The organism is Thalassotalea fusca, assembly GCF_053485835.1.
This window is the reverse complement of record NZ_JBQRUN010000013.1, coordinates 59,873-85,778: the sequence shown is the minus strand read 5'-3', so window position 1 is coordinate 85,778 and position 25,906 is coordinate 59,873. Positions and strand designations below refer to the sequence as shown.

Annotated in this window: 27 protein-coding genes; 13 read left to right on the top strand and 14 right to left on the bottom strand. The window is 42.9% G+C overall.

Going from position 1 to position 25,906, the window contains the following annotated elements; all coding sequences use genetic code 11:
• Nucleotides 1-15 precede the first annotated feature (15 nt).
• The 9 genes from hemC to ACSLUK_RS15035 all read left to right on the top strand — a co-directional run bounded on the left by hemC (nucleotide 16) and on the right by ACSLUK_RS15035 (nucleotide 6,797).
• Nucleotides 16-963, top strand: a complete 948-nt coding sequence (gene hemC / locus ACSLUK_RS15075) for a hydroxymethylbilane synthase (RefSeq protein ID WP_448549498.1) — start codon at nucleotides 16-18, stop codon at nucleotides 961-963.
• A complete protein-coding gene (locus ACSLUK_RS15070; protein WP_448549497.1) occupies nucleotides 950-1,705 on the top strand; it encodes a uroporphyrinogen-III synthase in 756 nt (251 codons plus the stop codon). Before hemC ends, ACSLUK_RS15070 begins: the two co-directional genes overlap by 14 nt.
• Nucleotides 1,702-3,114, top strand: a complete 1,413-nt coding sequence (locus tag ACSLUK_RS15065; RefSeq protein ID WP_448549496.1) for a uroporphyrinogen-III C-methyltransferase — start codon at nucleotides 1,702-1,704, stop codon at nucleotides 3,112-3,114. The genes ACSLUK_RS15070 and ACSLUK_RS15065 overlap by 4 nt, the downstream gene beginning before the upstream one ends.
• A complete protein-coding gene (locus tag ACSLUK_RS15060; RefSeq protein ID WP_448549495.1) occupies nucleotides 3,111-4,316 on the top strand; it encodes a heme biosynthesis HemY N-terminal domain-containing protein in 1,206 nt (401 codons plus the stop codon). The genes ACSLUK_RS15065 and ACSLUK_RS15060 overlap by 4 nt, the downstream gene beginning before the upstream one ends.
• Nucleotides 4,294-4,998, top strand: coding sequence for a DUF2982 domain-containing protein (locus ACSLUK_RS15055; RefSeq protein ID WP_448549494.1), 705 nt, complete (start codon nucleotides 4,294-4,296; stop codon nucleotides 4,996-4,998). The genes ACSLUK_RS15060 and ACSLUK_RS15055 overlap by 23 nt, the downstream gene beginning before the upstream one ends.
• Before the next feature lie 172 nt (nucleotides 4,999-5,170).
• The gene (locus ACSLUK_RS15050) at nucleotides 5,171-5,302 is read left to right on the top strand and encodes a hypothetical protein (protein WP_448549493.1); all 132 of its coding nucleotides are present in this window, start codon (nucleotides 5,171-5,173) and stop codon (nucleotides 5,300-5,302) included.
• 75 nt (nucleotides 5,303-5,377) lie between these two features.
• The gene (locus ACSLUK_RS15045; RefSeq protein ID WP_448549492.1) at nucleotides 5,378-5,563 is read left to right on the top strand and encodes a hypothetical protein; all 186 of its coding nucleotides are present in this window, start codon (nucleotides 5,378-5,380) and stop codon (nucleotides 5,561-5,563) included.
• A 326-nt stretch (nucleotides 5,564-5,889) separates the two neighbouring features.
• Nucleotides 5,890-6,402: an SEL1-like repeat protein gene (locus ACSLUK_RS15040; RefSeq protein WP_448549491.1), complete on the top strand. Its 513-nt coding sequence runs from the start codon at nucleotides 5,890-5,892 to the stop codon at nucleotides 6,400-6,402.
• Nucleotides 6,403-6,479: 77 nt separating this feature from the next.
• Entirely contained in the window at nucleotides 6,480-6,797 is a 318-nt protein-coding gene (locus tag ACSLUK_RS15035) for a hypothetical protein (RefSeq protein ID WP_448549490.1), read from the top strand.
• Nucleotides 6,798-6,856: 59 nt separating this feature from the next.
• Here ACSLUK_RS15035 and fre read toward each other — a convergent pair whose 3' ends face one another.
• Together fre and ubiD are read right to left on the bottom strand one after the other, a co-directional pair.
• The gene (fre, locus tag ACSLUK_RS15030; protein ID WP_448549489.1) at nucleotides 6,857-7,552 is read right to left on the bottom strand and encodes an NAD(P)H-flavin reductase; all 696 of its coding nucleotides are present in this window, start codon (nucleotides 7,550-7,552) and stop codon (nucleotides 6,857-6,859) included.
• Nucleotides 7,553-7,620: 68 nt separating this feature from the next.
• A complete protein-coding gene (gene ubiD, locus ACSLUK_RS15025) occupies nucleotides 7,621-9,090 on the bottom strand; it encodes a 4-hydroxy-3-polyprenylbenzoate decarboxylase (RefSeq protein ID WP_448549488.1) in 1,470 nt (489 codons plus the stop codon).
• A 198-nt stretch (nucleotides 9,091-9,288) separates the two neighbouring features.
• Between ubiD and ACSLUK_RS15020 the strand changes: the two genes are divergently transcribed.
• The gene (locus tag ACSLUK_RS15020) at nucleotides 9,289-9,765 is read left to right on the top strand and encodes a hypothetical protein (protein ID WP_448549487.1); all 477 of its coding nucleotides are present in this window, start codon (nucleotides 9,289-9,291) and stop codon (nucleotides 9,763-9,765) included.
• Between the two features lie 33 nt (nucleotides 9,766-9,798).
• On the opposite strand, the gene ACSLUK_RS15015 is transcribed toward ACSLUK_RS15020, so the two are convergent.
• The 3 genes from ACSLUK_RS15015 to trxA form a co-directional block, all read right to left on the bottom strand.
• On the bottom strand, nucleotides 9,799-10,392 hold the full coding sequence (locus tag ACSLUK_RS15015; RefSeq protein WP_448549486.1) for a helix-turn-helix transcriptional regulator: 594 nt from the start codon (nucleotides 10,390-10,392) through the stop codon (nucleotides 9,799-9,801).
• A gap of 272 nt (nucleotides 10,393-10,664) precedes the next feature.
• Nucleotides 10,665-11,924: a transcription termination factor Rho gene (gene rho, locus ACSLUK_RS15010; protein ID WP_448549485.1), complete on the bottom strand. Its 1,260-nt coding sequence runs from the start codon at nucleotides 11,922-11,924 to the stop codon at nucleotides 10,665-10,667.
• A gap of 193 nt (nucleotides 11,925-12,117) precedes the next feature.
• A complete protein-coding gene (gene trxA / locus ACSLUK_RS15005) occupies nucleotides 12,118-12,444 on the bottom strand; it encodes a thioredoxin TrxA (RefSeq protein WP_448549484.1) in 327 nt (108 codons plus the stop codon).
• 366 nt (nucleotides 12,445-12,810) lie between these two features.
• Between trxA and rhlB the strand changes: the two genes are divergently transcribed.
• Together rhlB and ACSLUK_RS14995 are read left to right on the top strand one after the other, a co-directional pair.
• Nucleotides 12,811-14,073 (top strand): ATP-dependent RNA helicase RhlB, encoded by a 1,263-nt coding sequence (gene rhlB / locus ACSLUK_RS15000; RefSeq protein ID WP_448549516.1) that lies wholly within the window; start codon nucleotides 12,811-12,813, stop codon nucleotides 14,071-14,073.
• Nucleotides 14,074-14,080: 7 nt separating this feature from the next.
• Nucleotides 14,081-15,589: a Ppx/GppA phosphatase family protein gene (locus ACSLUK_RS14995; protein ID WP_448549483.1), complete on the top strand. Its 1,509-nt coding sequence runs from the start codon at nucleotides 14,081-14,083 to the stop codon at nucleotides 15,587-15,589.
• On the opposite strand, the gene ACSLUK_RS14990 is transcribed toward ACSLUK_RS14995, so the two are convergent.
• The 8 genes from ACSLUK_RS14990 to tatA are packed head-to-tail and all read right to left on the bottom strand — an operon-like array spanning nucleotide 15,573 to nucleotide 21,996.
• The gene (locus tag ACSLUK_RS14990; RefSeq protein ID WP_448549482.1) at nucleotides 15,573-16,436 is read right to left on the bottom strand and encodes a DMT family transporter; all 864 of its coding nucleotides are present in this window, start codon (nucleotides 16,434-16,436) and stop codon (nucleotides 15,573-15,575) included. The two genes, ACSLUK_RS14995 and ACSLUK_RS14990, sit on opposite strands and share 17 nt — an antisense overlap.
• Nucleotides 16,437-17,456, bottom strand: coding sequence for a porphobilinogen synthase (hemB, locus tag ACSLUK_RS14985; protein ID WP_448549481.1), 1,020 nt, complete (start codon nucleotides 17,454-17,456; stop codon nucleotides 16,437-16,439).
• 3 nt (nucleotides 17,457-17,459) lie between these two features.
• A complete protein-coding gene (locus ACSLUK_RS14980; RefSeq protein ID WP_448549480.1) occupies nucleotides 17,460-19,280 on the bottom strand; it encodes a sensor domain-containing diguanylate cyclase in 1,821 nt (606 codons plus the stop codon).
• On the bottom strand, nucleotides 19,273-20,067 hold the full coding sequence (locus ACSLUK_RS14975) for a TatD family hydrolase (RefSeq protein ID WP_448549479.1): 795 nt from the start codon (nucleotides 20,065-20,067) through the stop codon (nucleotides 19,273-19,275). The genes ACSLUK_RS14980 and ACSLUK_RS14975 overlap by 8 nt, the downstream gene beginning before the upstream one ends.
• Nucleotides 20,068-20,075: 8 nt before the next feature.
• The gene (locus tag ACSLUK_RS14970; RefSeq protein ID WP_448549478.1) at nucleotides 20,076-20,645 is read right to left on the bottom strand and encodes a hypothetical protein; all 570 of its coding nucleotides are present in this window, start codon (nucleotides 20,643-20,645) and stop codon (nucleotides 20,076-20,078) included.
• Complete coding sequence (gene tatC / locus ACSLUK_RS14965) at nucleotides 20,645-21,403, bottom strand: twin-arginine translocase subunit TatC (RefSeq protein ID WP_448549477.1); 759 nt, start codon at nucleotides 21,401-21,403, stop codon at nucleotides 20,645-20,647. Before tatC ends, ACSLUK_RS14970 begins: the two co-directional genes overlap by 1 nt.
• Nucleotides 21,400-21,765, bottom strand: coding sequence for a Sec-independent protein translocase protein TatB (tatB, locus tag ACSLUK_RS14960; RefSeq protein ID WP_448549476.1), 366 nt, complete (start codon nucleotides 21,763-21,765; stop codon nucleotides 21,400-21,402). The genes tatC and tatB overlap by 4 nt, the downstream gene beginning before the upstream one ends.
• Before the next feature lie 3 nt (nucleotides 21,766-21,768).
• Nucleotides 21,769-21,996: a Sec-independent protein translocase subunit TatA gene (tatA, locus tag ACSLUK_RS14955; RefSeq protein ID WP_448549475.1), complete on the bottom strand. Its 228-nt coding sequence runs from the start codon at nucleotides 21,994-21,996 to the stop codon at nucleotides 21,769-21,771.
• Between the two features lie 90 nt (nucleotides 21,997-22,086).
• On the opposite strand from tatA, the gene ACSLUK_RS14950 reads away from it, so the two are divergent.
• On the top strand, nucleotides 22,087-23,109 hold the full coding sequence (locus tag ACSLUK_RS14950) for a hypothetical protein (protein WP_448549474.1): 1,023 nt from the start codon (nucleotides 22,087-22,089) through the stop codon (nucleotides 23,107-23,109).
• Nucleotides 23,110-23,122: 13 nt separating this feature from the next.
• Here the strand turns inward: ACSLUK_RS14950 and ACSLUK_RS14945 are convergent, their stop codons facing one another.
• Nucleotides 23,123-25,741, bottom strand: coding sequence for an EAL domain-containing protein (locus tag ACSLUK_RS14945; RefSeq protein ID WP_448549473.1), 2,619 nt, complete (start codon nucleotides 25,739-25,741; stop codon nucleotides 23,123-23,125).
• Nucleotides 25,742-25,906: the final 165 nt, after the last annotated feature.

The window sequence follows — 25,906 nt, the reverse complement described above, 5'->3', positions numbered from 1 at the left end:
AATCAGGATCACAACATGACCACACCGACAGTGCGCATCGCTACACGAAAAAGTGCCTTAGCCTTATGGCAAGCCGAATACGTAAAGGCTCAGCTAGAACATTTTCATCCAAATATTGAAGTGACTCTCGTCCCAATGACCACCAAAGGAGACGTTATTCTTGATACACCGCTGGCTAAAGTAGGTGGTAAGGGCTTGTTTGTTAAAGAGCTCGAAGTGGCAATGTTAGAAGGGCGTGCCGATATCGCAGTTCACTCAATGAAAGACGTGCCCGTTGAGTTTCCTGACGGCTTAGGCCTTGAAGTGATTTGCCCGCGTGAAGACCCTCGCGATGCCTTTGTCTCTAATACCATTGGTAGCTTGGCCGATTTGCCGCACGGTGCCATAGTAGGTACGTCAAGCTTACGTAGACAATGCCAGATCAAAGCAATGCGACCAGATCTCGATGTACGAGATTTGCGTGGTAACGTTAACACGCGCTTGAAGAAGCTTGATGACGGTCTGTATGACGCCATTATTTTGGCTGCGGCAGGTCTCATTCGTTTAGAAATGCCAGAGCGTATTAAAGAATTTATTGCACCTGAAACTATGTTGCCAGCCAACGGGCAGGGCGCAGTAGGTATTGAATGCCGTACCAATGACGAAACTATCAAGTCGTTACTTGCGCCATTAGCCTGTGAACAAACCCGCATCAGAGTATTGGCTGAGCGAGCAATGAACCGAGCACTGGAAGGTGGTTGTCAGGTGCCGATTGGTAGCTATGCCACCATTGAAAGCGAAAACGAACAACAGCCTCAAATTTATCTGCGCGGTTTAGTAGGTGCCACCGATGGCAGCAAGTTACTTACCGATGAAATTCGCGGCTCAGTTGATCATGTAGAAGAATTAGGCCAACAACTCGCCCAAAAATTATTAGACAAAGGCGCTGACCAAATTTTACAGCAAGTATATGGCGAAAAATAAACTCACAGCGCTAATCACACGGCCGCACCCATACGACCAACGATTAGCGCAGCAGTTGAATCAGGCAAATGTTAATACCATTTGCCAGCCCGTATTTTGCTATCAGGCATCTAATGCATCACTGTCACGCGAGTTGGCAGAATATGACGTCGTCGTTTTTATAAGCGCGGCAGCAGTAAATTACTGTGCTGCCGCTGGCAAATTCACCTCACTTACCAATAACAAGCGCCACACGCTTGTGTTAGCGGTTGGCAATGCAACGCGGCAGGCATTAGCAGAGCAGGGAATTGAAGCCATCAGTCCCGAACGCCACGATACCGAAGGGTTACTCGCACTAACGTGCTTGCAGGCAACGAATATTATCAACAAAGAAGTGCTTATTGTGCGCGGAGATGGCGGCAGAGAATGTTTGGCAACTCAATTGAAAACCCAAGGCGCTCAGGTGACTTATTGGGAAAGTTACCAACGCGTTTGGCTAGATTTACCACACGATATTGCACACACTTGGCAACAAAGTGGCGTGAATTGCTTCATAATCACCAGTAACAACATATTGAAATATGTTGTAAACTTGCTTAAACGTGCCGATAATTACTGGGAAAACAACGCCATGTTAGTGGTGGCGAGTGAACGTATTGCTCACACGGCGAAGACGCTCGGGTTCCACCAAATCATTAATGCACAAGGTGCCAGTGACGAAGCGATTATATCGGCCATTCGCAAAATTGGATTAAACACATGACAGAAGAAAAAAACACGGATATCTCCTCAGACGCTTCACCAGTTGAATCAACTTCTGATGCAACACCGACTTCAGCGAAGCCATCCGTAGCCTCACAATCTGATACCCGCAAGAAAACATCACGCACCTCGCGTTCAACAGCACAACCAGCACCAGCTAAATCTGGCAGACTGTTAGCAGGTTTTGCTATTTTTATATCATTGGTGGCTGTAGGTGGTTCAGGCGCACATTACTGGTGGCAGATGCAACAACAAGCACAGCAAACGCAACGTGCTAATCAGCAAATAGTCTCTCAAGTCAACAGTGCCATGGCGCAATTAACGCGTCAACTCAATGAGCAAACGACAAGTGTTAATCAACAACTACTCGCTAGCACTGAACTCAATGCGCAACTTGAAGAGTCCCAGATACAACTAGCACAAACCATCGAACAGCTTACCCAGAAAATTGCCCGACTTGAAAGCCGTAAGCCTGGCGAATGGATTATTCAGGAAGCTGAATATTTAATACGAGTTGCAGGGCGCGCCATGTGGTTAGAGCAAGACACACGAGCGGCCATTGCACTGCTAAAAGACGCTAACCAAAGACTGCAAGAACTCAATGATCCGCAATATTTAGCCGTGCGTAAACTCATTCATCAAGATATTGAAGCGCTTTCGTTGGTACCACAATTAAGTACCGAAGATACGGTGCTTTCAGTGATGGCGCTAGCTCAACAAGTACCTCTGCTGCCTATTAGCATGGCGAAAATTCCTGAAAGTGCAGAACCTGAAGTTTCCTTAGAACTATCAGAAGATATCGCTGACTGGCGCGAAAACTTAGCTAAAACGTGGGAAAAAGTTAAAGAGCACTTTATTACGGTGAGACGCAGAACCGGTACCGTTGAGCCGCTGATGTCGCCACAATTTCAGCAAAACTTAAAAGAGAATCTGGCGCTTAAATTACAACAAGTACAATTTGCTTTGGCTAAGCAACATAGCGCTTTGTATCAAGCGAGTTTGCGCGATATTAACGACTGGCTCCATGAATATTTTGACCTAGAGTCACCACAAGTTAACGCGTTTCTAGCCCGTATTGCACAACTACAACAAGTCACCATTACTGTCGATTTGCCGAGCGAGCTAAAATCACTCGACGCTATTCGAGCACTTAGTCAGGCAAATTCAACTTATGACACGAGCGCCCCGTCAGATTCACCTGCAGCGATAGAGTTACCACAAGGTAAGGCTGAACAAGATATACCTGCTGATGCTGAACCTAAAGGCGAAATAGAGAGCGAAGTGAATCCGCCAATTGATGAGCAATCGCTTCCCAACAATGAACAACAGCAATCTCAAGAAGCTTCTTCAGCAAGCGATGCACAAACAACGACAGATTCCGACAACAATCCGGATGGAGCACAAGCATGAAAAGGTTAGTGCTGTTATTCATCATCTTTTTAATCGCTGTCGCTGTCGCACCGTTACTGATTAACGAAAAAGGCTATGTTCTCATTGCCATGGGCAACACCACCGTTGAATCTACTGTTGTCACCGCAATCATTGGTTTAATCGTGCTGTTTTTAGGGCTACTGATATCGCTTCGCATCATTGGCGGAGGTATGCGCTTTGGCAAAGGCACTTGGCATAAAGTGGTGTTTGCTGGACGCAGAAAAGCACAACGTGACTTTAATAAAGGCGTTGCCGCATATGTATTGAACGACTACAAACAAGCGGAGCACTTGCTAGTAAAAGCAGCAGGGCATCAAGAACTTAGCCAAGCAAGCTATTTACTTGCGGCTAGTGCATGTAACCAACTGGCATTGCCTGAAAACATCAAACACTACCTAAGTGAACTTGCGCTGGAAACGACCGAGAAAAAAGCCCTAAGCATCGACACCATCGTTGTAGCCATTACCTTATATTTTCAACAACAAGATTATATTGCCGCCCGTAAATTGCTGGATGACTATCACAAACACATCGGTCATGACGCTCGTTTACTACGCTTAGAAATTGCATTGAGTCTTAAAGAAAATCGCTATTTACACGCAGTAGAAATGCTTAATCTTGCACGAAAAAATAAAGAGATAGCCGACCAACAGATCACTGTTTGGGAAAAAGACGCATTTTACGGTGCTTTCACGCAACAATTGAAAGAACACGACAGCAAGCAGTTGCACCAGTATTGGAATAATTTAGCACGCAAGATTAAACAACGCGACGAAGTAGCATACGCTTACATGTTAGTACTGGCAGAAAACAATTTATCCTCCGAGCTTGAAGACCTGATTGCGCCATTACTGAAAAAAGATACCGAAGACGGATTATTAAAGCGCTTACGTCATTTACCTATTTCGCACACCAATAAGCTGCTGCCTTTAGTACAAAAGCACTTACAAAAACAACCACAAAGTGCGAAGTGGTTAAGCTTCCTGGCACATTTGGCCTACAACAGTCAGCAATGGGACATGGCTGAAAAAGCGTTCAACAGCTTAATGAAGTTACCAGAACAAGCCTATGACGAAGCTGATATTTGCGCGTTTGCTCAAGTACTCACACAACTCAATAAGCACGAGCACGCCAATCAAATTTGGTTAACACATTATCGTGAACAACACCTCGCCCAATAAGGTGCCTGACCCAGATAACCATACAATTATCATCAGGGCGCGTACCAGCTATCATGCCAATGTGACCATTCTCATTGGCGTTACTTTGTTATCAATTAGCACTTGGCTAGCGAGTATTTACTGGCAACAAGCCCATTTGGTCATGATATTCATCATCATGGTCAGCATTGTCACAATATTTATTGGGCTAATGAAAAAGCTAGAACCTAAAGAAAGCTTAACACTTACGCCTGCCACCATCTACTACCATCACCGTTACGGCCACTGGCAACTTCCTTGGAGCGCTATTAGAAGAACCGATAGAATTCGCGTGTTACAAGGATTAGACCATCGAGAATTTCCGTACTTCGGCATACAACTAAATGACCTTGATGAACTCATCAACACTATATCACTGCGTCTCGCCAACCGTTTGATTCATGAACAACGTGGGCTGTTAATTGCCGCAGTGCAATCAGGCTTAATGACCATGGAACAAGCCACCATTAATTTCGAACCTTACCAATTCAAAGGACAAACAATTAAAGGCCCTAAAGCCGCATTCTTATACCAAGTCGACGCGCTAAAACAAGCCTACGGTTACCACCTATTTATTCCATTCAACAGCGTGCATTTGACGCCAGATGAATTCACCAAACTACTGGCTGCGTGCCACCGCGCCAGTTTGAAATACCAAGCATAGTACGATGGTTAAAACGTCAAAAGCACAGTGATTTAATAGAGAACGATTTAAGGTTGGATTATTGTGTATCTGACCCTGTTTAAATTGTGGAATACAAAATAATTTTCTTTTTGTGTAATAAATTAATGAAGTTGCTGACTAGTTAGTAAAATCTCTTGAAAGGAAATTCATTATGAAACAATTATTTTCTACTTGGTGGTCAACAAAATCGGCACAAGAACAAGCAGACTTGGAGTCATCATTTTCAATATTTCTGGATGGTTTTACATTTTTACCTGCGCTATTAATTGTGTGTCTTTTATAAAAATTACAGACATTGCAACACACTTTTTCTATCATAGACAGCTTCAAAATTTAATATAAATATAGGGAGATAATAATGGATGCTAGTGATTTAATTGTCTGGGCGATTTTTATCGGTTTGGCACTTAATATTTTATTTTCAATGACTGGCCTTGACGACCTACTCGCCAACATATTTGGTCAATCCAAAACCAATGAGCTTGAATTAAGAGTGATTGAACTTGAAGAGCGTTTAAGCACGCTAGAGTCTAAATCTAATTAGTGTGTAACACTGACTGCAATTATATCAATATCCGTCCATTCCTGATGGTATTGTGTTGATTGCAGGTTACGTTTTTACTCACGCTGCATTGAGTGTTTCAGATGTGGAGTAAGGCGACTTACTTATTCCATTTGTGGTCGCACAACCCAAAGCAAATGGACAAGAGGTAATTTGGTTTGAGGCCGAAGCTATATCCAATGCTAAAAATGCATTACAACATTTACAAAAACGTGTAGAAATATATGGATTTGCGCGTGAAGGAAAAACTTATCTCCCAGAAGGCAATAAATCTGCTAAATGGGTTGAGTAATCATTAGGAAATAGCCATGCTGAAAAAAATAATCCTGATTTCGCTAATCAGCTTAAATATTCACGCAAGTAATATTGCACAAGAAAAGAATTTTATGGCTCAGCGCGAAAGATGGGGAATCATTGAATATCAAAGAGGCAATTATAAGGAAGCATTCGAAAAGCTGAGTGAATTGGCTGCATGGGGATATAAAGAATCACAGTACGCACTAGCGTTTATGTTCCTAAAGGGTCAGCATGTCAAACAGTCTACTTTGATTGGGATGGGATGGCTAGGTGTTGCAGCGGAGTCTGGCCATATAAAATGGGTAGATCTGTACAATAAACTATATAATGCAGCGTCAAAGGAAGAGCAGCTTCGATTTGATAAAATCGTCGCCATCTACAAATCAAAATTTGGTATGAAAGCGCAAAATGTAACATGTAGAAATCGGGTTAAGCCTCCTTCACAAAAAGTAGTTTTAGATTGTCTTAAAGACGACAATTACGCGACAGCGCATAGCATAGATTTGGTAGAACCAGAGTTGTAAACCAGCTATGTTAATGTGTCTGCCCGTATTTATTTTGACCCTATTTATTTTTATCCTCATTCGTTAAAGGACTATCAATGAAATATCTTGGATTACTTTCGATTGCATTATTAGCAGGTTGTCAATCAACTCCGACATTCTGTGAAAGAGAACCTGATTCAAATTTATGCAACCAAAAGACATATCACCATCAAACCGATTTAGCGCTTAAAGAGTTTGAAACGAGAAAAAACAACAAGTCATTTGCCCTCGGGCAATCTACCGATGGCAGGGAGTTTTATGGCTACTCTGAAGGGTATAGTTCCAAGCGCAGAGCCAATAAAAGCGCACTGGAAGAATGTCAAAAAAACATAGATAAGCACGGTAAAGGCGGTAAATGTGAGTTGATTAGATAACAGGAAGCTAAACAAAAAAGGCAGTCCAAGACTGCCTAATCTATTAAACCGATAAAAACTTAAATATAAGCAAACGCATCGGCAAACATGCGGTCAACATCAGCACCTTTTTCAACAAAGTCATCGCGTACAGCACCAATCATGTCGAAACGACCAGCTAAATAGATATCGTACGGTGATAGGTCGTCAATATCGGCCATCACCACCTGATGTACCATGCCAGTTTTGCCGTGCCATTGCTCATCAGGAAACTCGACAACTGGGTGAAAACTACCACTACTTAATAAGCCAATCGTTTTAGTCGTTTTATCAATTTCATAACACGCTTGTGGCTCTCTAAGTCCCCAATATACAGTTACAGGACGTTGAGATTGGGTGTTTACTAAGTGTTCAAAAATAGATTTGATGTAAGAAAAGCCTGTGCCACCAGCAACGAGTAATAATGGGCGATCGCTGTCTTCTCTTAACTGTGCCAGACCAAACGCCATTTCAACCTGCACCGTATCACTACTCTTAATTTTATCAATTACTTGCATTGCATAGCTGTCTTCACCAAAAGCGCCAATTTGCAATTCAATCAAATCACTTTGTGGTGCGCTGGCAATAGAAAACGGGCGCTTATCTTCATCGCTCATGATGAAATTAAGATACTGTCCAGGTAAAAAATCCACCTTTACGTCTGGCGAAAGTAAAATCTTATAAACAAACGCGGTTAGTTTCTCAATCGATTTTACCTGACAATTCACTACACTCATTACTTTGTTAAACCTGCTAGTTAATATTTTTCATCGCCAAGTAACCACTTAGCGATATGTTATTGGAGTTATTTAAGAATGTTTAGTTCATCCCAAATAGCGTCTACTTCATCTATCACCGCTTGATCCATTACAATGGGCACTCCCCATTCGCGATCCGTTTCGCCCGGCCATTTGTTGGTGGCGTCCATTCCCATTTTAGAGCCTAACCCTGATACTGGCGAGGCAAAATCAAGATAATCGATTGGCGTGTTTTCGATCATGGTTGTATCGCGGCTTGGATCCATACGTGTGGTCATCGCCCAAATGACATCCTGCCAATCTCGCGCGTTTACGTCATCATCACACACGATCACAAACTTGGTATACATGAACTGACGCAAGAAAGACCATACGCCCAACATCACACGTTTTGCATGACCCGGATATTGTTTCTTGATGGTCACTACGGCCAATCGATACGAACACCCTTCAGGCGGCAAATAAAAGTCCTGAATCTCGGGGAATTGCTTTTGCAAAATCGGTACAAACACTTCATTCAATGCCACACCGAGAATTGCGGGTTCATCTGGTGGACGACCAGTGTACGTGCTATGGTAAATCGGCTTATCACGCATGGTCATATGCGTTACGGTAAATACAGGAAAATCATCGACTTCATTGTAATAACCCGTATGATCACCATAAGGCCCTTCTGGTGCCATTTCTTCAGGGTCAATATAGCCTTCTAATACGATTTCAGCGGAAGCGGGGACAGTTAAGTCATTGCTTAAACAATTAACCACTTCCGTTTTACTGCCGCGTAGCAGTCCGGCAAAGGCATATTCAGACAAAGTATCTGGTACAGGTGTAACTGCCCCTAGAATAGTCGCAGGATCAGCACCTAAAGCAACCGATACCGGGAATTTTTCACCCGGATGCGCTTTTTTCCACTCGAGAAAATCCAGTGCACCACCTCGATGAGACAACCAGCGCATGATCACTTTATTTGGACCAAGTAACTGCTGGCGGTAAATACCCAAATTCTGACGTTCTTTATGTGGTCCTTTGGTAACCGTTAACCCCCACGTAATTAATGGCGCTACGTCACCCGGCCAGCATTTTTGAATCGGTAATTTTGTTAGGTCAACTTCATCACCCGTCAATACTTTTTGTTGGCAGGCCGCTTTTTTGACAACTTTCGCTGGCATGTTTAGCACTTGCTTAAATACCGGCAATTTATCCAATGCGTCTTTAAAACCTTTTGGTGGTTCAGGCTCTTTCAACATCGCCAGAAGCTTACCGACGTCTCTAAGCGCATTTACATCGGTTTGTCCCATGGCCAGCGCCACGCGCTTTGGTGTACCAAATAAATTGGTTAACACAGGAATATCATAGCCAACAGGGTTTTCGAACAATAACGCTGGCCCTTTGGCACGCAAGGTACGATCACTGATCTCTGTCATCATCAGATCGGTTGATATCGGCTGGCTAATGCGTTTGAGCTCACCTTCTTTTTCAAGCTGTTCGAGAAAGTCCCGTAAGTCGCTATATTTCATAGAGAAACAATTAAATTCCTGTGCGTATTAAATAGTTTAATGGCGCATTAAACATTGCCACTTAGCTATTCGTAAAAGATCTGGGGCGAGATGGTACTATAAAATAGCCAGATTGTCGTTATACTCGACTAGGTAAATAATAAAAATTGAACACAATCTCACATTGCTAATAACAAATAACAGAACAAGGAGATCAGCGTGTACTATCAATTAATATTTGGCGTATTACTACTAGTAACAAGCCATGTAGCACAAGCAAGCTGTGATACGGCCCCTTATCGGGCTTTTGATTTTTGGCTGGGCGAGTGGCAAGTAACCACTTCAACTGACGATATTGTTCGACACAATAAAATTTCAAGTATCAACAACGGTTGTACTGTTCTTGAAGAATATTCAACGCCATCGGGTTATCTCGGCAAGAGCCTGAATATATATGATCGGACAACAAATCAGTGGCATCAATCGTGGACAGACAGCCAAGGCAATTTACTGCAATTGCAAGGTAACCTTGTGGGTCATCAAATGATACTACAGGGTAAGGGCGCCAATAATACACTCAACCGCATCACATGGACCCCCAACAAAGATGGCACCGTTCGCCAGTTCTGGCAATCCAGCAAAGACAATGGCAAGACATGGAGTACGGTGTTTGATGGCGTGTATAAGAAAGTGTAATAGGCTAATTATCGAATGATTAACTTGCGTTTCTTATGAAACTTGAGAAGGAGTTGCGCGGCGATTTATCTCAATGATCGCCATTATTACCAGTGCAGCTCCACCAACTCCAAACGCGATGAGCGGAAAATTGATGAACTGTCCACGTGCGATTGCTATAAATCCACCGACTACAAATATTGTGAACAAAGGGGTTCCAATCACCGCCAGTAAAGTTCCTGCGTATTGGCGTTCTTTAATAATCAAGGGGACAGAAGGGACTACCAGTAATGTACCTACAACCGCTAACAGTAGATTTATTGAGGCAAATGCTTCTGTTAACGGGCTATCAGGAAATCGTAATGTTTCATTAATGACAGCAATAGTCGTTATTACCAAACAGAGAAATAACCAGCCATAATTCATGACAAATGAGATGTACGCTGATTCACTGGGTGCATTTTGAATATCTACCAATGCAACTTCAAACGTTGCAGCAAGGCATACAGCTGTCGCCATTGACGCAATACCTTCTGCTTCAACACGCTGGATTGTTCTAACACTCAATCCTGAAGCTATGGCTACCTGCTCTTGTGACCATCCGCGTTCCGATCGTAATCGCCTAACTGTAGCTGCTGATATTTTCATTTCATATTCCATCATTTTGCGCAATAAATAGTTATCTATTCAGAGAATACTATCTATTGACGTTTATTGTTACGACAATAACCCGCCAAATGCCGACGAAAACCCGAAAGTACCGTTCAAATTAATGGCAAGAGAGTTCTCAAGCTATAATTTTTTTATAGCGTGTGGAGTAATATTAACTTCTACCTTCATAACGGAACCAATACGTCGTTAACAAAAAACGCTGACCAAGGTCAGCGTTTTTTAAATTAATTATTCAACTATATAGCGGCTTATTTACGCTTCATTGAGTCGAAAAATTCATCATTGGTTTTGGTCATAGCCAGTTTGTCGATCATGAATTCCATTGCATCGATTTCACCCATTTCATGGACAATTTTGCGTAGAATCCACATTTTCTGTAGTTCGTCTGCCTTAGTCAGCAATTCTTCACGACGCGTGCCACTGCGGTTAAAGTGAATAGCAGGGAATACGCGTTTTTCAGCAATCTTACGAGACAGGTGTAATTCCATGTTACCTGTACCTTTAAATTCTTCGTAGATAACTTCATCCATCTTCGAGCCGGTTTCAATCAACGCGGTTGCGATAATGGTTAAGCTGCCACCTTCTTCGATGTTACGTGCTGCACCAAAGAAACGCTTTGGACGGTGAAGGGCATTAGCGTCGACACCACCAGTAAGGATTTTACCCGATGAAGGGATAACGGTGTTGTACGCGCGCGCTAAACGGGTGATTGAGTCGAGTAAAATCACCACATCTTTCTTGTGCTCTACTAAACGCTTCGCTTTTTCAATAACCATTTCAGCTACTTGTACGTGACGGTTAGCTGGTTCATCAAACGTTGAAGCAACTACTTCACCTTTAACTAAGCGCTGCATTTCCGTAACTTCTTCTGGACGTTCGTCGATAAGCAATACCATCAACTCACACTCAGGATGGTTATGAGCAATACTTTGCGCAATGTTTTGTAGTAAAAGTGTTTTACCCGCTTTTGGTGGCGCAACAATCAAACCACGCTGGCCTTTACCAATAGGTGAAGCTAAATCGAGTACACGTGCCGTAATGTCTTCGGTTGAGCCGTTACCACGTTCCATCGTCACACGCTCATTGGCGTGAATCGGTGTTAAGTTCTCAAATAAGATCTTGTTACGTGAATTTTCAGGCTTGTCGGAGTTAACTTCATTCACTTTTAACAGCGCAAAATAACGTTCGCCGTCTTTAGGAGGACGAATCTTACCTTGGATCGTATCACCAGTTCGTAAGCTAAAACGTCTAATTTGACTCGGCGATACATAAATATCATCTGGACCAGCTAAGTATGAAGAGTCTGCTGAACGTAAGAAGCCAAAACCGTCTTGTAGGATTTCGAGTACACCACCGCCAAATATATCTTCACCACTTTTAGCATGTGCTTTTAAGATTGCGAAAATAATGTCTTGTTTACGGTTTCGAGCCAAATGCTCTAGTTTCATTGATTCTGCGAGTTTAATTAGCTCGCTAATAGATTTTTCTTTAAGTTCAGTAAGATTCATAGTGAAGGTTCTTAAACTATTTTACGTTGTTTTGAGTGCCTAAATGGCAATGTTGAACGATTAGAGTGTGGTTTTTGAAATGTTTATTTTTCGATTGAGTTTTAAACTTAGCATTTAATTTTCCATACGTAAAGCCGGCGTATAGAAACAATCTAAAAAATAAGGGTTCAACACTTGTGAACCCTTATTCTTTTTATAAATTGTTATCTAGGAACTCTTTCAATTGAGTTTTAGATAATGCACCAACTTTAGTATCAACTACGTTGCCGTCTTTGAATAATAATAAAGTCGGGATACCACGAATTCCGTATTTAGGAGGCGTGCCATCATTTTGATCTATGTTAAGTTTTGCAACAGTGACTTGGCCTGCATATTCTTCAGCAATATCACTTAATAGCGGCGCAATCATTTTACATGGACCACACCATTCAGCCCAAAAGTCGACCAATACTAAGCCTGATGCATTAATTACATCAGCTTCAAAGCTGTCGTCTGTTAACTGAACAATTTTATCGCTCATTTCTTTCTCCGTTATTTATGGCTATTTGCCAAACTAGTTCTGATTATACCCACAACAAATGGAATTACCAATATTAGTTATATAACGATATCTGCACTGATATAGAAAGATTGCCTAGCAATTCCACAAAATTCGTTTAAATTTTACCTACCACAAAAAGCGCTTAGTGTTTTTGCACTGTAGAGGCAATGAAAAACACAAAACATAACAAATAGTTAATTAATAAATCGCCAATATAAAGAGGCAAATAATGGACGCATAATGCCAGCAAATATGGTTGATAACAGTAGGCAATTGCATGACAAGATTGATATTATGCCAATTATCCGATGTTTATTAGCGGTAGAAACTGTTAAGCTTAGCCGTATGAAAAAAACACATTTAACAGATATTAAGTTCAAAGATCTTAATCTGGCTCCACAAGTCGTCGCAGGGCTTGATAACATGGGGTTCCATAACTGCACGAATATTCAAGCGAAGTCACTTCCCGTTTTACTCCAAGGCAAAGACATCGCAGGTCAGGCGCAAACCGGTGAGGGTAAAACCATCGCCTTTTTGGCCGCAACATTTCATCATTTATTGCAAAAAGAAACGTCTTCTCACAACCAGCCGCGTGCCATCATTATGGCGCCAACTCGTGAGCTAGCAATTCAAATTCACCGCGACGCTGCAGCAATGGCTAAATCAACCGGACTACGATTAGGCGTAGTTTATGGTGGCGAAGGCTATGAATCGCAAAGAGAAGAGCTCGCTAATGGCGTTGACATTCTTATCGGTACGTGTGGACGACTCATCGACTATTATAAGCAAGGTGTCTACACGCTTAACGAGATTGAAGTGGTTGTATTAGACGAAGCCGATCGCATGTTTGATCTTGGCTTTATCAAAGATATCCGCTACATGTTCAGACGCATGCCGGAACCAAAAGCACGGTTAAATATGCTGTTCTCAGCCACACTCTCTTTCCGAGTGAAAGAGTTAGCCTTTGAGCACATGAACGAGCCTGAAAACGTTGAAGTTGAACCAGAACAAAAAACCAATGTTCGTATTAGTGAAGAGTTATTCTATCCGTCTAACGAAGACAAAATGACGTTGCTACAAACGCTCATCGAAGAAGAGTGGCCTGATAAAGCCATTGTTTTCGCCAATACTAAGCACAGCTGCGAGAACATTTATGCGCATTTAGAGGCAGACAAAATTCGTGTTGGTCTACTAACGGGCGACGTGCCACAGAAAAAACGCCTGCGTATTTTGGAACAGTTTACCAGTGGCCAACTAGATATCTTAGTAGCAACCGATGTCGCAGCCCGTGGCTTGCATATTCCATTAGTTACGCATGTGTTTAACTATGACTTACCCGATGATTGTGAAGATTACGTGCATCGTATTGGCCGCACTGGCCGCGCTGGAGCCACTGGACACGCAATTAGTTTAGCTTGTGAAGAGTATGTCTTTAACTTGCCCGCTATTGAGGAATACATCGAACATACTTTACCTGTAAGTAACTATGACCACGACGCGCTACTCACAGATTTACCGAAACCTAAACCCAAACAGCGACGTCATCGCCCTCACAATCGCGGACAGAATCGCAGTAAGTCTGGTGGAAATCGTCACCCGCGAAGTTAAGTAAATCATGACTAGTTACACTGAATGCGCAAACTCGCCGTTGTATGCTGTTATTGACTTAGGCTCTAATAGCTTTCATATGTTGATTACTCGTCAGTTGGCGGACAGTGTACAGGTTGTTGATAAGGTTAAGCGCAAGGTCAGGCTTGCGTCCGGCTTAGATGAGCATAATCGATTGAGCGAGCAGGCAATTGCGCGGGGGTTAGAGTGTCTGAGCTTTTTTGCTGAGCGCTTACAGGATATTCCCCGCCAAAATATTCGTATCGTCGCTACCGCCACGGTACGATTGGCCACTAATCGCGATGACTTTTTGGCACAGGCTAACCAAGTATTAGGACATTCCATTAATGTACTCAGTGGTGAAGATGAAGCTAGAAATATTTACTTAGGTGTGGCACATACCAATTGCAGCCATAAAGACCGTCTGGTATTAGACATAGGTGGTGCAAGTACAGAGATGATAGTAGGCAGTGACTATCACATCCATGTCGTGAATAGTCTCAATATCGGTTGTGTCACGTTTAATAACCGTTTCTTTCGCAATGGTACAATCAGCCAGCTAGCTTTTGAACAAGCGTTAGCGGCGGCTAAGAGTGAAATCATGCCATTGGTTAGTAGTTACCAATCCTTTGGCTGGAAATCTGTGCTTGGTGGTTCTGGTACCATGCAAGCGCTGGCGGAATTACTCATGTATCAAGGCAAGCCGCTCGTAATAAGCAGCGAATTTCTTGACGAAACATGTCAGCAAGTACTTGCATTCGCTAATTTTGATGACATCCAAATCGCCGGATTAGGCAGTGAACGCCTCCCAGTTTTAGTCAGTGGCTTAGCCATTCTCAAGGCGTTATTTGAGTGTTTCGCCATTGAGCAACTGCAGCTATCGAGCGGTGCGCTAAGAGAAGGCTTACTCTATGAAATGTTACCAGACAGCCATGAATTAGCTATTCGCTCTCGAACAATAAACGGTTTGATACGCAAATTTCATATCGACACGCTTCATGCAGAGCGCGTATTAGATCAAGTAACGAGCATCTATCAGCAGGCGAAAAAACCCTGGGCTATTGACCAGCGTGATTTTGAATTACTGAAAGCGGCCACTCAATTATGTGAAGTCGGTTTATTACTTGAATTTAAGCATCACCAGAAACACGGTGCATACATATTTCAACATGCGGATTTGCCCGGCTTTGATCAAGCTGACAGACAATTATTGATTGCTTTAGTATCACTTTATAAAGGCGACATTGCGCCAAAACTGTTGGCACAACAGAGCGCAACAACACAAAAAAGTGCTGAACGCCTTCTGGTTATTTTACGGTTAGCAGTGATCTTGTGCCGCCGACGTAAAGATGATGTCTTGCCGTCATACTCTGTCACTGTTAAAGGCGATAACATTACCATCACGCTACCAGACGCCTGGTTGCAAGCACACCCGCTAATTACTGACGAATTACACCAAGAGAGTCGATTTTTAGTCGCTATCGGGCAAACATTAACGATCAGTTCAGCTGCTTGATGGGTTTAAGCGCCCAAATATTAGCGAGTATCACTAAGACACCACCTAGAACCATAAGTACCGTAATCCGTTCGTCAAGTAAGATAATCGCTGCCAAAATGCCGTAGATGGGCTCTAGCGATACTGCAATGCTTGCCATGTGCGCAGTGATTGATTTCAGCGCATAATTAAACAGCGAATGGGATAATGCGGTAAAAACAATACCAAGAATCGCTAGATAAGTGAGTTGCTCGGCAGAAATTTCCACAGGAAACAGCACAACGAACGGCATCAACCACAATGCCGCAAATCCATTTTGCCACCCTGCAATCGCATGAGCACTATGCTGATTAACTAAATAGCGATTGACGATGGTTAACAACGCAAAGGTAAGTGCAGACAATAATCCTGTTGCCAACCCTAGCTGATAGCCAGAAGGTACATCGGTTGTCGGCATGACTAACGCAATACCAAAAAGCACCAGAATGGCTTGCGCGATCATTTGCCAGCGAAAACGCTCCTTTAACAACCAAGGTTCAATGAGGCTCACCATCAAGGGAAAGCAGGCAAAAGTAATCAAACCTATCGTGACTGTTGACACTTGAATGGCGTAAAAAAAACTCGTCCAGTGTGCCGCGAGTAAGGCACCTGTCAGCGCAAACGCCCCATATTGCTTAGCGGAATAGTTGAACCTGAGTTGACGAGTAAGTTTCAACAGCACCAAAATAACGACCGCAGCAAAGCACGCTCGCCCCGCAACGATATAAAATGCGGGTAATGTTAGCCATTTACCGAACAAACCCGATAGGGCAAAAAGTAAAACAGCGCTATGTAGCGCTGCCATGTCTTTCGTTGCTAAATGACGCATTTAGCCTTCCTTCATCCACCGTGCCGCTTGCTTAGCAAAATACGTTAAAATGCCATCAGCGCCTGCACGTTTAAACGCGAGTAACCCTTCCATAATACATGGCTGTTCAGCTAGCCAGCCATTTTGAATCGCGGCCATGTGCATCGCATACTCACCGCTGACCTGATAAGCAAACGTTGGTACTTCAAAATTGTCTTTAACTCGGCGTACAATATCTAAATACGGCATGCCCGGTTTCACCATCACCATATCAGCCCCTTCATGAATGTCTTGTGCAATTTCATGGAGCGCCTCATCGCTATTCGCTGGATCCATTTGATACGAATATTTGTTACCTCCTTTGATATTGCTGGCCGAGCCAACAGCATCTCTGAAAGGACCGTAATAATTAGAAGCATACTTGGCTGAATAAGCCATGATACGAGTATTCACATTACCATGTTGCTCCAATGCTTCACGAATAGCGCCAACGCGACCATCCATCATATCCGACGGGGCGACTACATCAGCGCCAGCAGCGGCATGTGACAAGGCTTGTTTAACCAGAATGTCTTTAGTGATGTCATTCAAAACATAGCCTTCATCTTTTCCTTCTTCACCGATAATGCCGTCCTGACCATGTGTTGTAAATGGGTCTAAAGCTACATCAGTAATAACGCCAAGATCTGGGAATTTCGCTTTAAGAGCTCGCACAGTACGTTGTGCCAAACCGTCTGGATTATAAGCTTCTTCGGCCATCAAGGATTTTTTAGCTTCGGGGGTCACTGGAAAAATCGCAATGGCAGGTATCCCTAAAGCAACGAGTTCTTCAGCTTCGTCTAACAATAAATCGATGCTCTTACGTTCCACACCTGGCATAGAAGCAACAGCTTCTCGTTGATTCTCGCCTTCGAGTACAAACACAGGGTAAATAAGATCATTTACTGTTAATTGATTTTCTGCCATCAGTGCGCGGGAAAATGTGTCACGGCGCATGCGGCGCATACGTCTTGCGGGAAACTGGCCAAATTTACTCGTCATTGCCTATTGCTCCTTCTCTGTTAACTCTTGATATATAACTTGATTTCTACCATTTGCCTTGGCTTGATAGAGTGCCTTATCTGCTGCGGCAAACAAAACACTTGGCTCATTATCTGTATAATGTAAACACGTAGTGATGCCGCAACTGATCGTAAAAGGAATCTTCTGTTCATGCACCACTAAGGCCTGATCTGCCACGGCAAGACGTAACTCTTCAGCCAGCGCAACAGCACCTTCAGGCTCTGTTTCAGGCAATATTAGGCAAAACTCTTCACCACCATAGCGACAGCCAATATCGCTACTACGGCGAATACATTGTTTAATCATTGTGGCTAACTGCACCAAGCATGCATCGCCTACTTGATGGCCAAAATTATCATTGATCGATTTAAAATAATCGACATCAATTACAATAAGGCTCAATGGTGTACGGTTGCGACGGCTACGACGAAATTCAGCGATTAATTTCTGATCATAGTAACGACGATTGTATAAACCCGTAAGCGCATCCAAGGTATTCTTTTTCTGCAACTCTCGGTTGGCTTCTTCCAGCTCTTGCAAAGCAATATTGAGCTCTATCGTACGTTCCTGGACACTACTGGCCAATTGGTCCTGTGTTTCCTGTTGTAATGCGAGAAGTTCATCTTGTGCTTTTCTCGTCAGGCGCTCGTTCTCTAGCGCCAGTTTTTGTGCGGCATGTTTGTCTTGTATTTGAAAGTTATACTGTCGACTCAATAAGAAGGTTATCAAGAAAGCATTCAACCAGTAGGCAGCGGTATAGACATTGGCATTAAATTCATACCAAGTACTTGTTGCAATAATCAGCACGTTAAATACAAACTGTAAACCAATGACTACCGCAAACAAATTCGCCAGCCTATGTTTGGCCTGTACCAAGAGATAAGCCAAAAAGACCAGTACGCCCCCCGTTGCTATAATGACCGCTTTGACGATAATGAGATTAGTATCTAGCGGCAATAACATGCTGATGGGCAAATAAATTAAACATACCCAACTGATCGATTTGAATATCTGATGCAGTCGCGGCATATTATTGCGTGTTTTGAATAACACACTGCAAAACCACATCAGCAAGACCGCGGATAATGAGACCAATATCGGTACTTCGATACCCTGAAGTCCGGGTAGATTAGGAAACCAGTAGTACAGATTAAACCCTAACAACACTGACAATAAACATGCTCTGGCGAACAAATACCCCACCAGCAACAAGATAATGCGGTTACCGTTAGCTACATAGACACAAAACATAGTGACTGCTAATGCAACTAAGCCACCAATGGCAAATCCCCGCTCTAACTGCAAACGACTTAATGATTTCAATAACGATTCATTAGACAATAAATGCGCACTAACTCGGGTACGCCCCTTCGATTGAATTTCCACGACAAAAGCGTTTTCGTCTCGATATTTATCTTTAAGATGAAAGACAGACTGGCCATTAATATCGAGTGCTGCCACAGCGGTTAAGCTGTCCTTTGCTGGCAAATACACTTTCATCCATTGGATATGGATCGACTTTCTGATCAGCAGGTTATCCGGCGACTCCGCGTAAACCACTTTCAGCCAGTTCTTGCCTTCTACGATATCAAATTGATTGGCGCTCAGCGGTTGCCAGTCTTTAGATGTGAAAGCTGGCAAGAATGCTTCCGTGTGCTTATCGTCACTTGTTAAGACCCAAAACGTCGCATTTGAATAATCGCCCGTTTCCTGACGATGATCGAATGAAAGTAGGGCATAGGAAATCAGCGAGATCAGTACAATACTTAGTATCGAAGTGAGTGCAACGCGTGTTTTATTCATGCCCGCTGTCCAGACCAAACACGCGACGGCTATTCGCGACGGAATGTTGGGTAATTTCTGCAACACTATGTCCAGCATGCTGGGCAATCACGTCCACTATATGAGGCAAATAGCTGGGTTCGTTGCGACTGCTTTTAGGTTTTGGTCGCAAAGTTTTCGGTGTTAGGTAGGGTGCGTCTGTTTCTACCATCAGTCGATCAAGCGGAAGGTATCGAACAATATCCTGAAGTTCCTGACCTCGCTTGTTGTCACAAATCCAACCGGTTATTCCGATATACATTCCCGCATCTAAACACTGTTTGAGCTGTGATAAATTGGCAGTAAAGCAGTGAGAAACCATTGCCGGTACTTTATCGATATGAGGGGTTAGCATGGCAAGCCACGTATCAAATGCATCTCGCTGGTGGAGAAACAATGGCATGTTTAAGCGACTGGCCAAAGCTATCTGTGCTTCAAATACTTTTTTCTGCTGTTCTGGTGCTGAAAAGTTACGATTAAAATCGAGGCCACATTCACCAATGGCCTTAACACAATCAAGCTTCGCGAGTGATTCGATTTCCGACAAATAATTGGTGCTTACATGATCGGCGTCATGTGGGTGTACGCCCGCAGTAGAATACAAGAATTGCGGATCGGTCTGGCACAATTTAGCCGCTTTCTCGCTTTCCGAAATATTCGTACCAGTAACCAGCAAGGCACTGAGACCTGCTTGCTTTGCTCTGTCTATAACCTCGTTTCGATCCTTATCAAAGCGACTGTTAGTCAGATTAACACCAATGTCTATCAAGTCGCTCTCTACTTTACTCGTCTAACTTTTATTTTTCGACTAGCGTCAGTTTTCTTTAAATATATTACACTGAATGCTCCCACTTGGAGCTCGACTTGCGTTCCTGGCCTCAGTGTTAGTCTTTCATTGTCTGTTTGTCGCCATTGTTGTCCGTTTTCAAAAGTAATAATCAATTGTTTATGAGCATTTTTCTCGACAGTTTTTACCGTAAATATAACCGTCTGTTGCTCTTCTTCGCGCTGTTGTTTCGTTTTTGCTAAGTGTTCTTCGCCAAAGCTGTCTTTGCGCGCTTGCTCTTGCACTGGTTGCTTCGCCTCAGTGCTTTTTGGTGCTAGTGTGACGGCCGTATCGATCTTTTTATCGTCTGTCGTTCTTGCCGTTCGTTGCTGAGCAACTGCTTCAACTTTTTTGACTTTCGGCTTGAATGCTTGAGTTAAATTGTCAAAACACGCAAGGCGTTCACGATCCTCAACTAGCGTGGCACAATTCTTCAGTTTTTCAGTTAGGCTCGCCACATCACTTGCCATGGCATTGCTTGTCATGACCAACAACGAACATATTATAAATTTAAGCTTCATTAATTAGCATCCTCAGAATCGATATTTTCTTGCTTTTGTTTTACATACATCGAGGAGATCATCACTCCAAGTTCAAATAGTATCAGCATAGGTAGGGCGAGCAAAGTTTGCGAAATGACATCGGGTGGAGTCAAAAGCATGCCGACAACAAATGCGCCCACAATGATATAGGGCCTTTTTTGTCTTAAACTTGCAGGCGTCGTCATTCCTGTCCAGCACATTAATATAATAGCTATGGGGATTTCAAATGCAGCGCCAAAGGCAAAAAACAATTTTAAGACAAAATTGAGGTAACTGCTGATATCTGTCGCAATTGTAACGCCTTCAGGGGCAACCGAATTGAAAAACGCAAATGCCAGCGGAAATACAACAAAATACGCGAAGGCAATGCCCCCGTAAAAAAGTATTGTACTTCCAGCCATCAGTGGCGCAACTAGGCGCTTTTCATTTTGATACAAACCCGGTGCAATGAATGCCCAGATCTGAAATAAGATAAATGGCATCGCAAGGAAAATCGACAGCACCATAGTCAACTTAAAAGGCGCAAAAAAAGGTGATGCAACATCAGTTGCGATCATTTGCGTTCCTTCAGGCATGGTGGCAAGTAACGGCTGAGCCAAGTACTGGTATATGTCTTGCGCAAAATAAATTAACGAACAGAATATGATGAGTACGGCTAATACCGCACGCAATATTCTCGATCGTAATTCTAACAGGTGGTCAAATAGCGATTGCTGAGGCAATGAATTACTCGTCATGGCTTAGGTTGATCGGATGAGTCAGAAGGAAGTGACTCATGCTGAGTTGATGGTGATTGATCTGTCGATTGTTTATAAGGCTGATTAACCATTTGTGCGGCATCTTTTAGTTGTTGAACAGAATCAGCAACCTCAGGTGACAAATTCTTCATATCGGCCTGTTCCGCTTTACGTAAGTTATTATGTAGCTCTTGGATGCGTAACTCCTCTGATAACTCAGATTTAACGCCTTCACTGAATCGCTTCACGTTGTTCACCCAGCGCCTAACTGTTCGAATCGCCACAGGTAAACGCTCAGGGCCTAAAACCACCAAGCCTATTACACCGATAAGCAATAATTCCCAAAAGCCAATATCAAACATAAATTAGCCCTTGGTCGAATCGCTCTCTTTCGCTTTGGTTGATTCGGCCTGATTGTTTTCACTTTTATCAGCTAAGCTTTTATCATTGGCATCTTCTTCGGAAACAGCTTTTTTAAATCCTTTTACCGCCGAGCCTAAGTCACTGCCCATGTTACGTAATTTTTTTGTGCCAAATAGCAAGACCACGATAACGGCAATGATAACTAATTGCCAAATACTTATTCCACCCATCAAAAAACTCCTATAATCTAAGAGAATTCATTATAAAGTTTTCACAGGAAAAAGCACCTGTGCCAGATCAAAAAAGAGGTAATTTCTCATTTGACGTCGTATGTAAGAACTATCAATTGCTGTTTACTTTTCGTCGGCGCGTTTTGTTCGTCGCTTGCACACTGCTACCAAGAGCAAAAGCAAGATATTGAGCAGGTAGAACGCCAGTCACGGAAAAACACTGACCAACAAGAACCAGCTGAAATAAAAGTATTTGACGAAGATAGTTGGATGCAAGCACTGCACGAAACTGTATCAGATTCAGTATTTCAGTCGGCAGTTTGGTTTGACAGCTTTTTTACTGATGAAACCAACCCCAAAGTGCAACCCAAAGCCAGCGCTAGAATTAGGTTAGGCTGGCGTCCCAAAGCACGTGATTGGAACGATTTTGATACCCGATTTCGGGTCAAAGTAAGGCTACCTTATTTTCAAAATAAAGTTGATGTAATCTTATCAGATGACGACGATTTAAATCAGGAAAACCTCCCTTTAGAATCCATCTCCAAAGAAACACAGGATAATAGCTTTTCTGCGGCCATTCGCTATGTACATCGCCAAGAAGAAGGCATTTATACCGGAACACGGATAGGTTTGTCTGGCGGCGATCTATTTGTACGCGGACGCCATAAACGACGTTACTCTTGGTTAGAAAACCATGGGTTTACCTTTGAGCCCTCTATTTACTATTTTCTTGGTGATGGATTAGGTGCAAAGTTGCTGCTCGAGTACGACTATCAGTTGTCGGAATCCACGCAATTTCGTATTAACTATAGTGTGCGCGGGTCTGAATCTTTTAGCGGCCTCAGATGGAAACACGGCTTTTACCACCTTAACCAAATAGATAATAAAACAGCCGCTATTTGGACTTTTCAGGTGCAAGGTGAGCGCAATGGTGACCGTGGTTTTATAGTCGATGAATACTTACTGAGTTACCGCTACCGCTTTAACGCGGTCAAAGAGTGGTTATTTTTTGAAATAGAACCATTTTTAGAGTTTCCCGAAGAAGAAAACTACTCAACTACACCCGGTATTGCGCTGCGCGTCGAAGGGTTTTTCTATAAGAAAAATCGCTAAAGCGTGTAGTGCGCTATGCACTAGCTTGTGGTTTGATCATGACCACATTACTTTTTTCAAGCTTGCTGGGTTTGCTGATGTGGTAGCCTTGCCCAAATTCACAACCCACTGATTGCAACTTAGTAACCATTTCTTGTGATTCGATGCCTTCGGCAACCAAGCGATAACCAAATTTATCACCTAGTTCATGCAGTGCTTTGACCAGACTCAAGTTCTTTTCGTTGGTGTTAAGTGTGCGTACGAAACTACGATCCAACTTAATAAATTCAAATGGATACGAATGCAAAAAGTTGAACGATGAATGACCCGCGCCATAATCATCTAACGCCAGTTTGACGCCGAACTCTCGCAATTTCTTCAAGCCTTTCATAGCCAAATCTGTATGACTAGTAAATGCAGACTCGTTAAATTCTAAAATCAACCGTTCTGGCTCAATGGTGTTACGCTTAATCGACTGAATAAGCGAATTCAATTGATTCGCCTGTGTTAAATGGCGCCCTGACATATTAATCGCAATAAATGCGTGACAGTACTCAGAAGAGTTTTGCCAGTCTTTCAATTGTTGGCAAACTTCGGCAATTACCCAAGATTCTATTTCCAAGATCATGCCCGTTTCTTCTGCCATGTACAGGAATTCACTTGGTGTGAGCAGCCCTTTAGTTGGGTGTTGCCAACGCAGTAAGGCTTCAAACCCAATAGTATTGGTTAACTCCAGATCGGAAATTTGTTGATAGTACAGTTCAAATTGTTCTTGTTTAATGGCTGCACGCAACTCTTGCTCTAAGGTCATACTCGCAATGAGTTGATCTCGCATGCTTTCATCAAAAAATACATAACGGCCACGTCCCAGACTCTTCGCCTGATACATCGCCGCATCAGCGTCTCGCAGTAACTCATTAGCATTTTGATAGTGTTGACTACATTGCGCGATACCAATACTGGCATTGGAATATAAGCAATTGCCGTCTAGGTCGAACGGTTTTTCAACCGCGGCAATGATGCGTGCCGCGACTTCTTCGACATCATCTTGAGATTGCAAAGAATCTAATAAGATAACAAATTCATCTCCACCTAAGCGGGCCAAAATGTCATTTTCACGTACGCATTCCGACAAACGGTTGGCGATTTCAATTAGAAATAAGTCGCCAGCATGGTGACCCAACGTGTCGTTGATCATTTTGAAGCGATCTAAATCGATGAATAGCACGGCAAAGTTATTGTTAGGATGTCGTTTCAAGTGTCGCATGGCAAATGACAGTCGATCCAAAAACATTGCACGATTTGGCAATTTCGTTAACGCATCATGATGTGCATCGTGATATAGCTGAGCTTCAGCTTTGCGACGCTCTTCTATTTGCATCCGTAAGTTCAGGTTCGTCGCCTGCAACTCACGTGTGCGCATGTTAACAATGCGCTCCAATTCTTCATTGCTACGATGTACTTCTGCCTGAGCTTTTTTACGGACAATCGCCGTTGCAATGTGTTGGCTAACAAAACGAATAATTTCCAGGTCAGATTGCGAGTAAGCATCAGCGTCCTGATAATGTTGGATAGCCAACACACCAAAGATGCGTCCTTGATCAACTAGCGGGGCAGCCAACCATGCGCGAGGAAGTAGGCTAGGTGGATGACGCAGGGCCAATGCCGTTTGTTTTATCTCGCCTTCGTCTGTCATCATTAAGATAACATCATCACTGATCAATAGTGGTTTACCCGCTTTGACTACCAGCTCCGATAGACCATCCGAATATTTTCTGGTGGCCGGTTTGGCTTGTTTTTCATCTTGATAATAGGGAAACGACAATGAATTGCTTGCTTCATCCAGCAAGGCAATATAAAAGTTTTTTGCCAGTAATACTTGATTGATTTCTTGATGAACTACTTGATAAAAGCGGTCAATATCTGTTGATGTAGCGGTCGCTTCAGAAATGTTTAACAGCGCTTTATGCATTTTAACCGCACGTTGTCGCTCGGCTATTTCTCGCTGTAATCGTTCATTGGTTTCTGTTAGTTTACGCGTCCGTTGTTGAATATTATGCTCTAACAGCTCACGGCTTCGTACTCTGTCGATTGCCGTCACTAAGTGTTCAGCGATAAATTCTAATAACTGACAATCTCGGTCATCAAAATAGAGTTTTTCGTCATAACTCTGTAACGCAATGACCCCAATGACTTGTCGCCCTCGGCGTAAAGGTACTCCTAACCAGTCGACACAAGCGGAACCGTATAATACTATTTTTCCTGCCTTTGCTAATGCCATGCGCTCTGCCGAACTACAATGCATAGGTTCGCCTTCATTAAATACGATGCCCGTTAAGGTGTTATCCCAACGGTTAAAATCGATGTGTTCCAAAAGGCGGTCTTGTTCAGGATTGTGACAATAGGCAAAAGACAACATTTGGGTCTTGCTATCAATTAATGCAATATGAAAGCTGTCCGTGATCAGCAGCGTTTTGATCACAGTCTCAAGTTCAGGATAAAACGCATCCATATCGTTCACTGTGCTTGCCAACTCAGATAGTTGTAGCAAACCAGATTGCATGGTTTTAACTTGACGATATTTTTTGAGCAAAGACTTCAGCTTAGGTATCTGACGTACAGCGTGAATGTCATCCTTCGCCTTGGGTTCCATTAAGGCAGTTCCAAATTCAATATTAGTATTATTATTAGGCAGCTAGTCTATCAAATATTTGTCGCTTTACTAGAGGGTTCGCTCAAAAAACACGCAAAAAAGTAAATTAATTAAAGAAATTGTCACTTTCGCCAGGATTGGTGATAAAAAAGGCGACCATGGCCG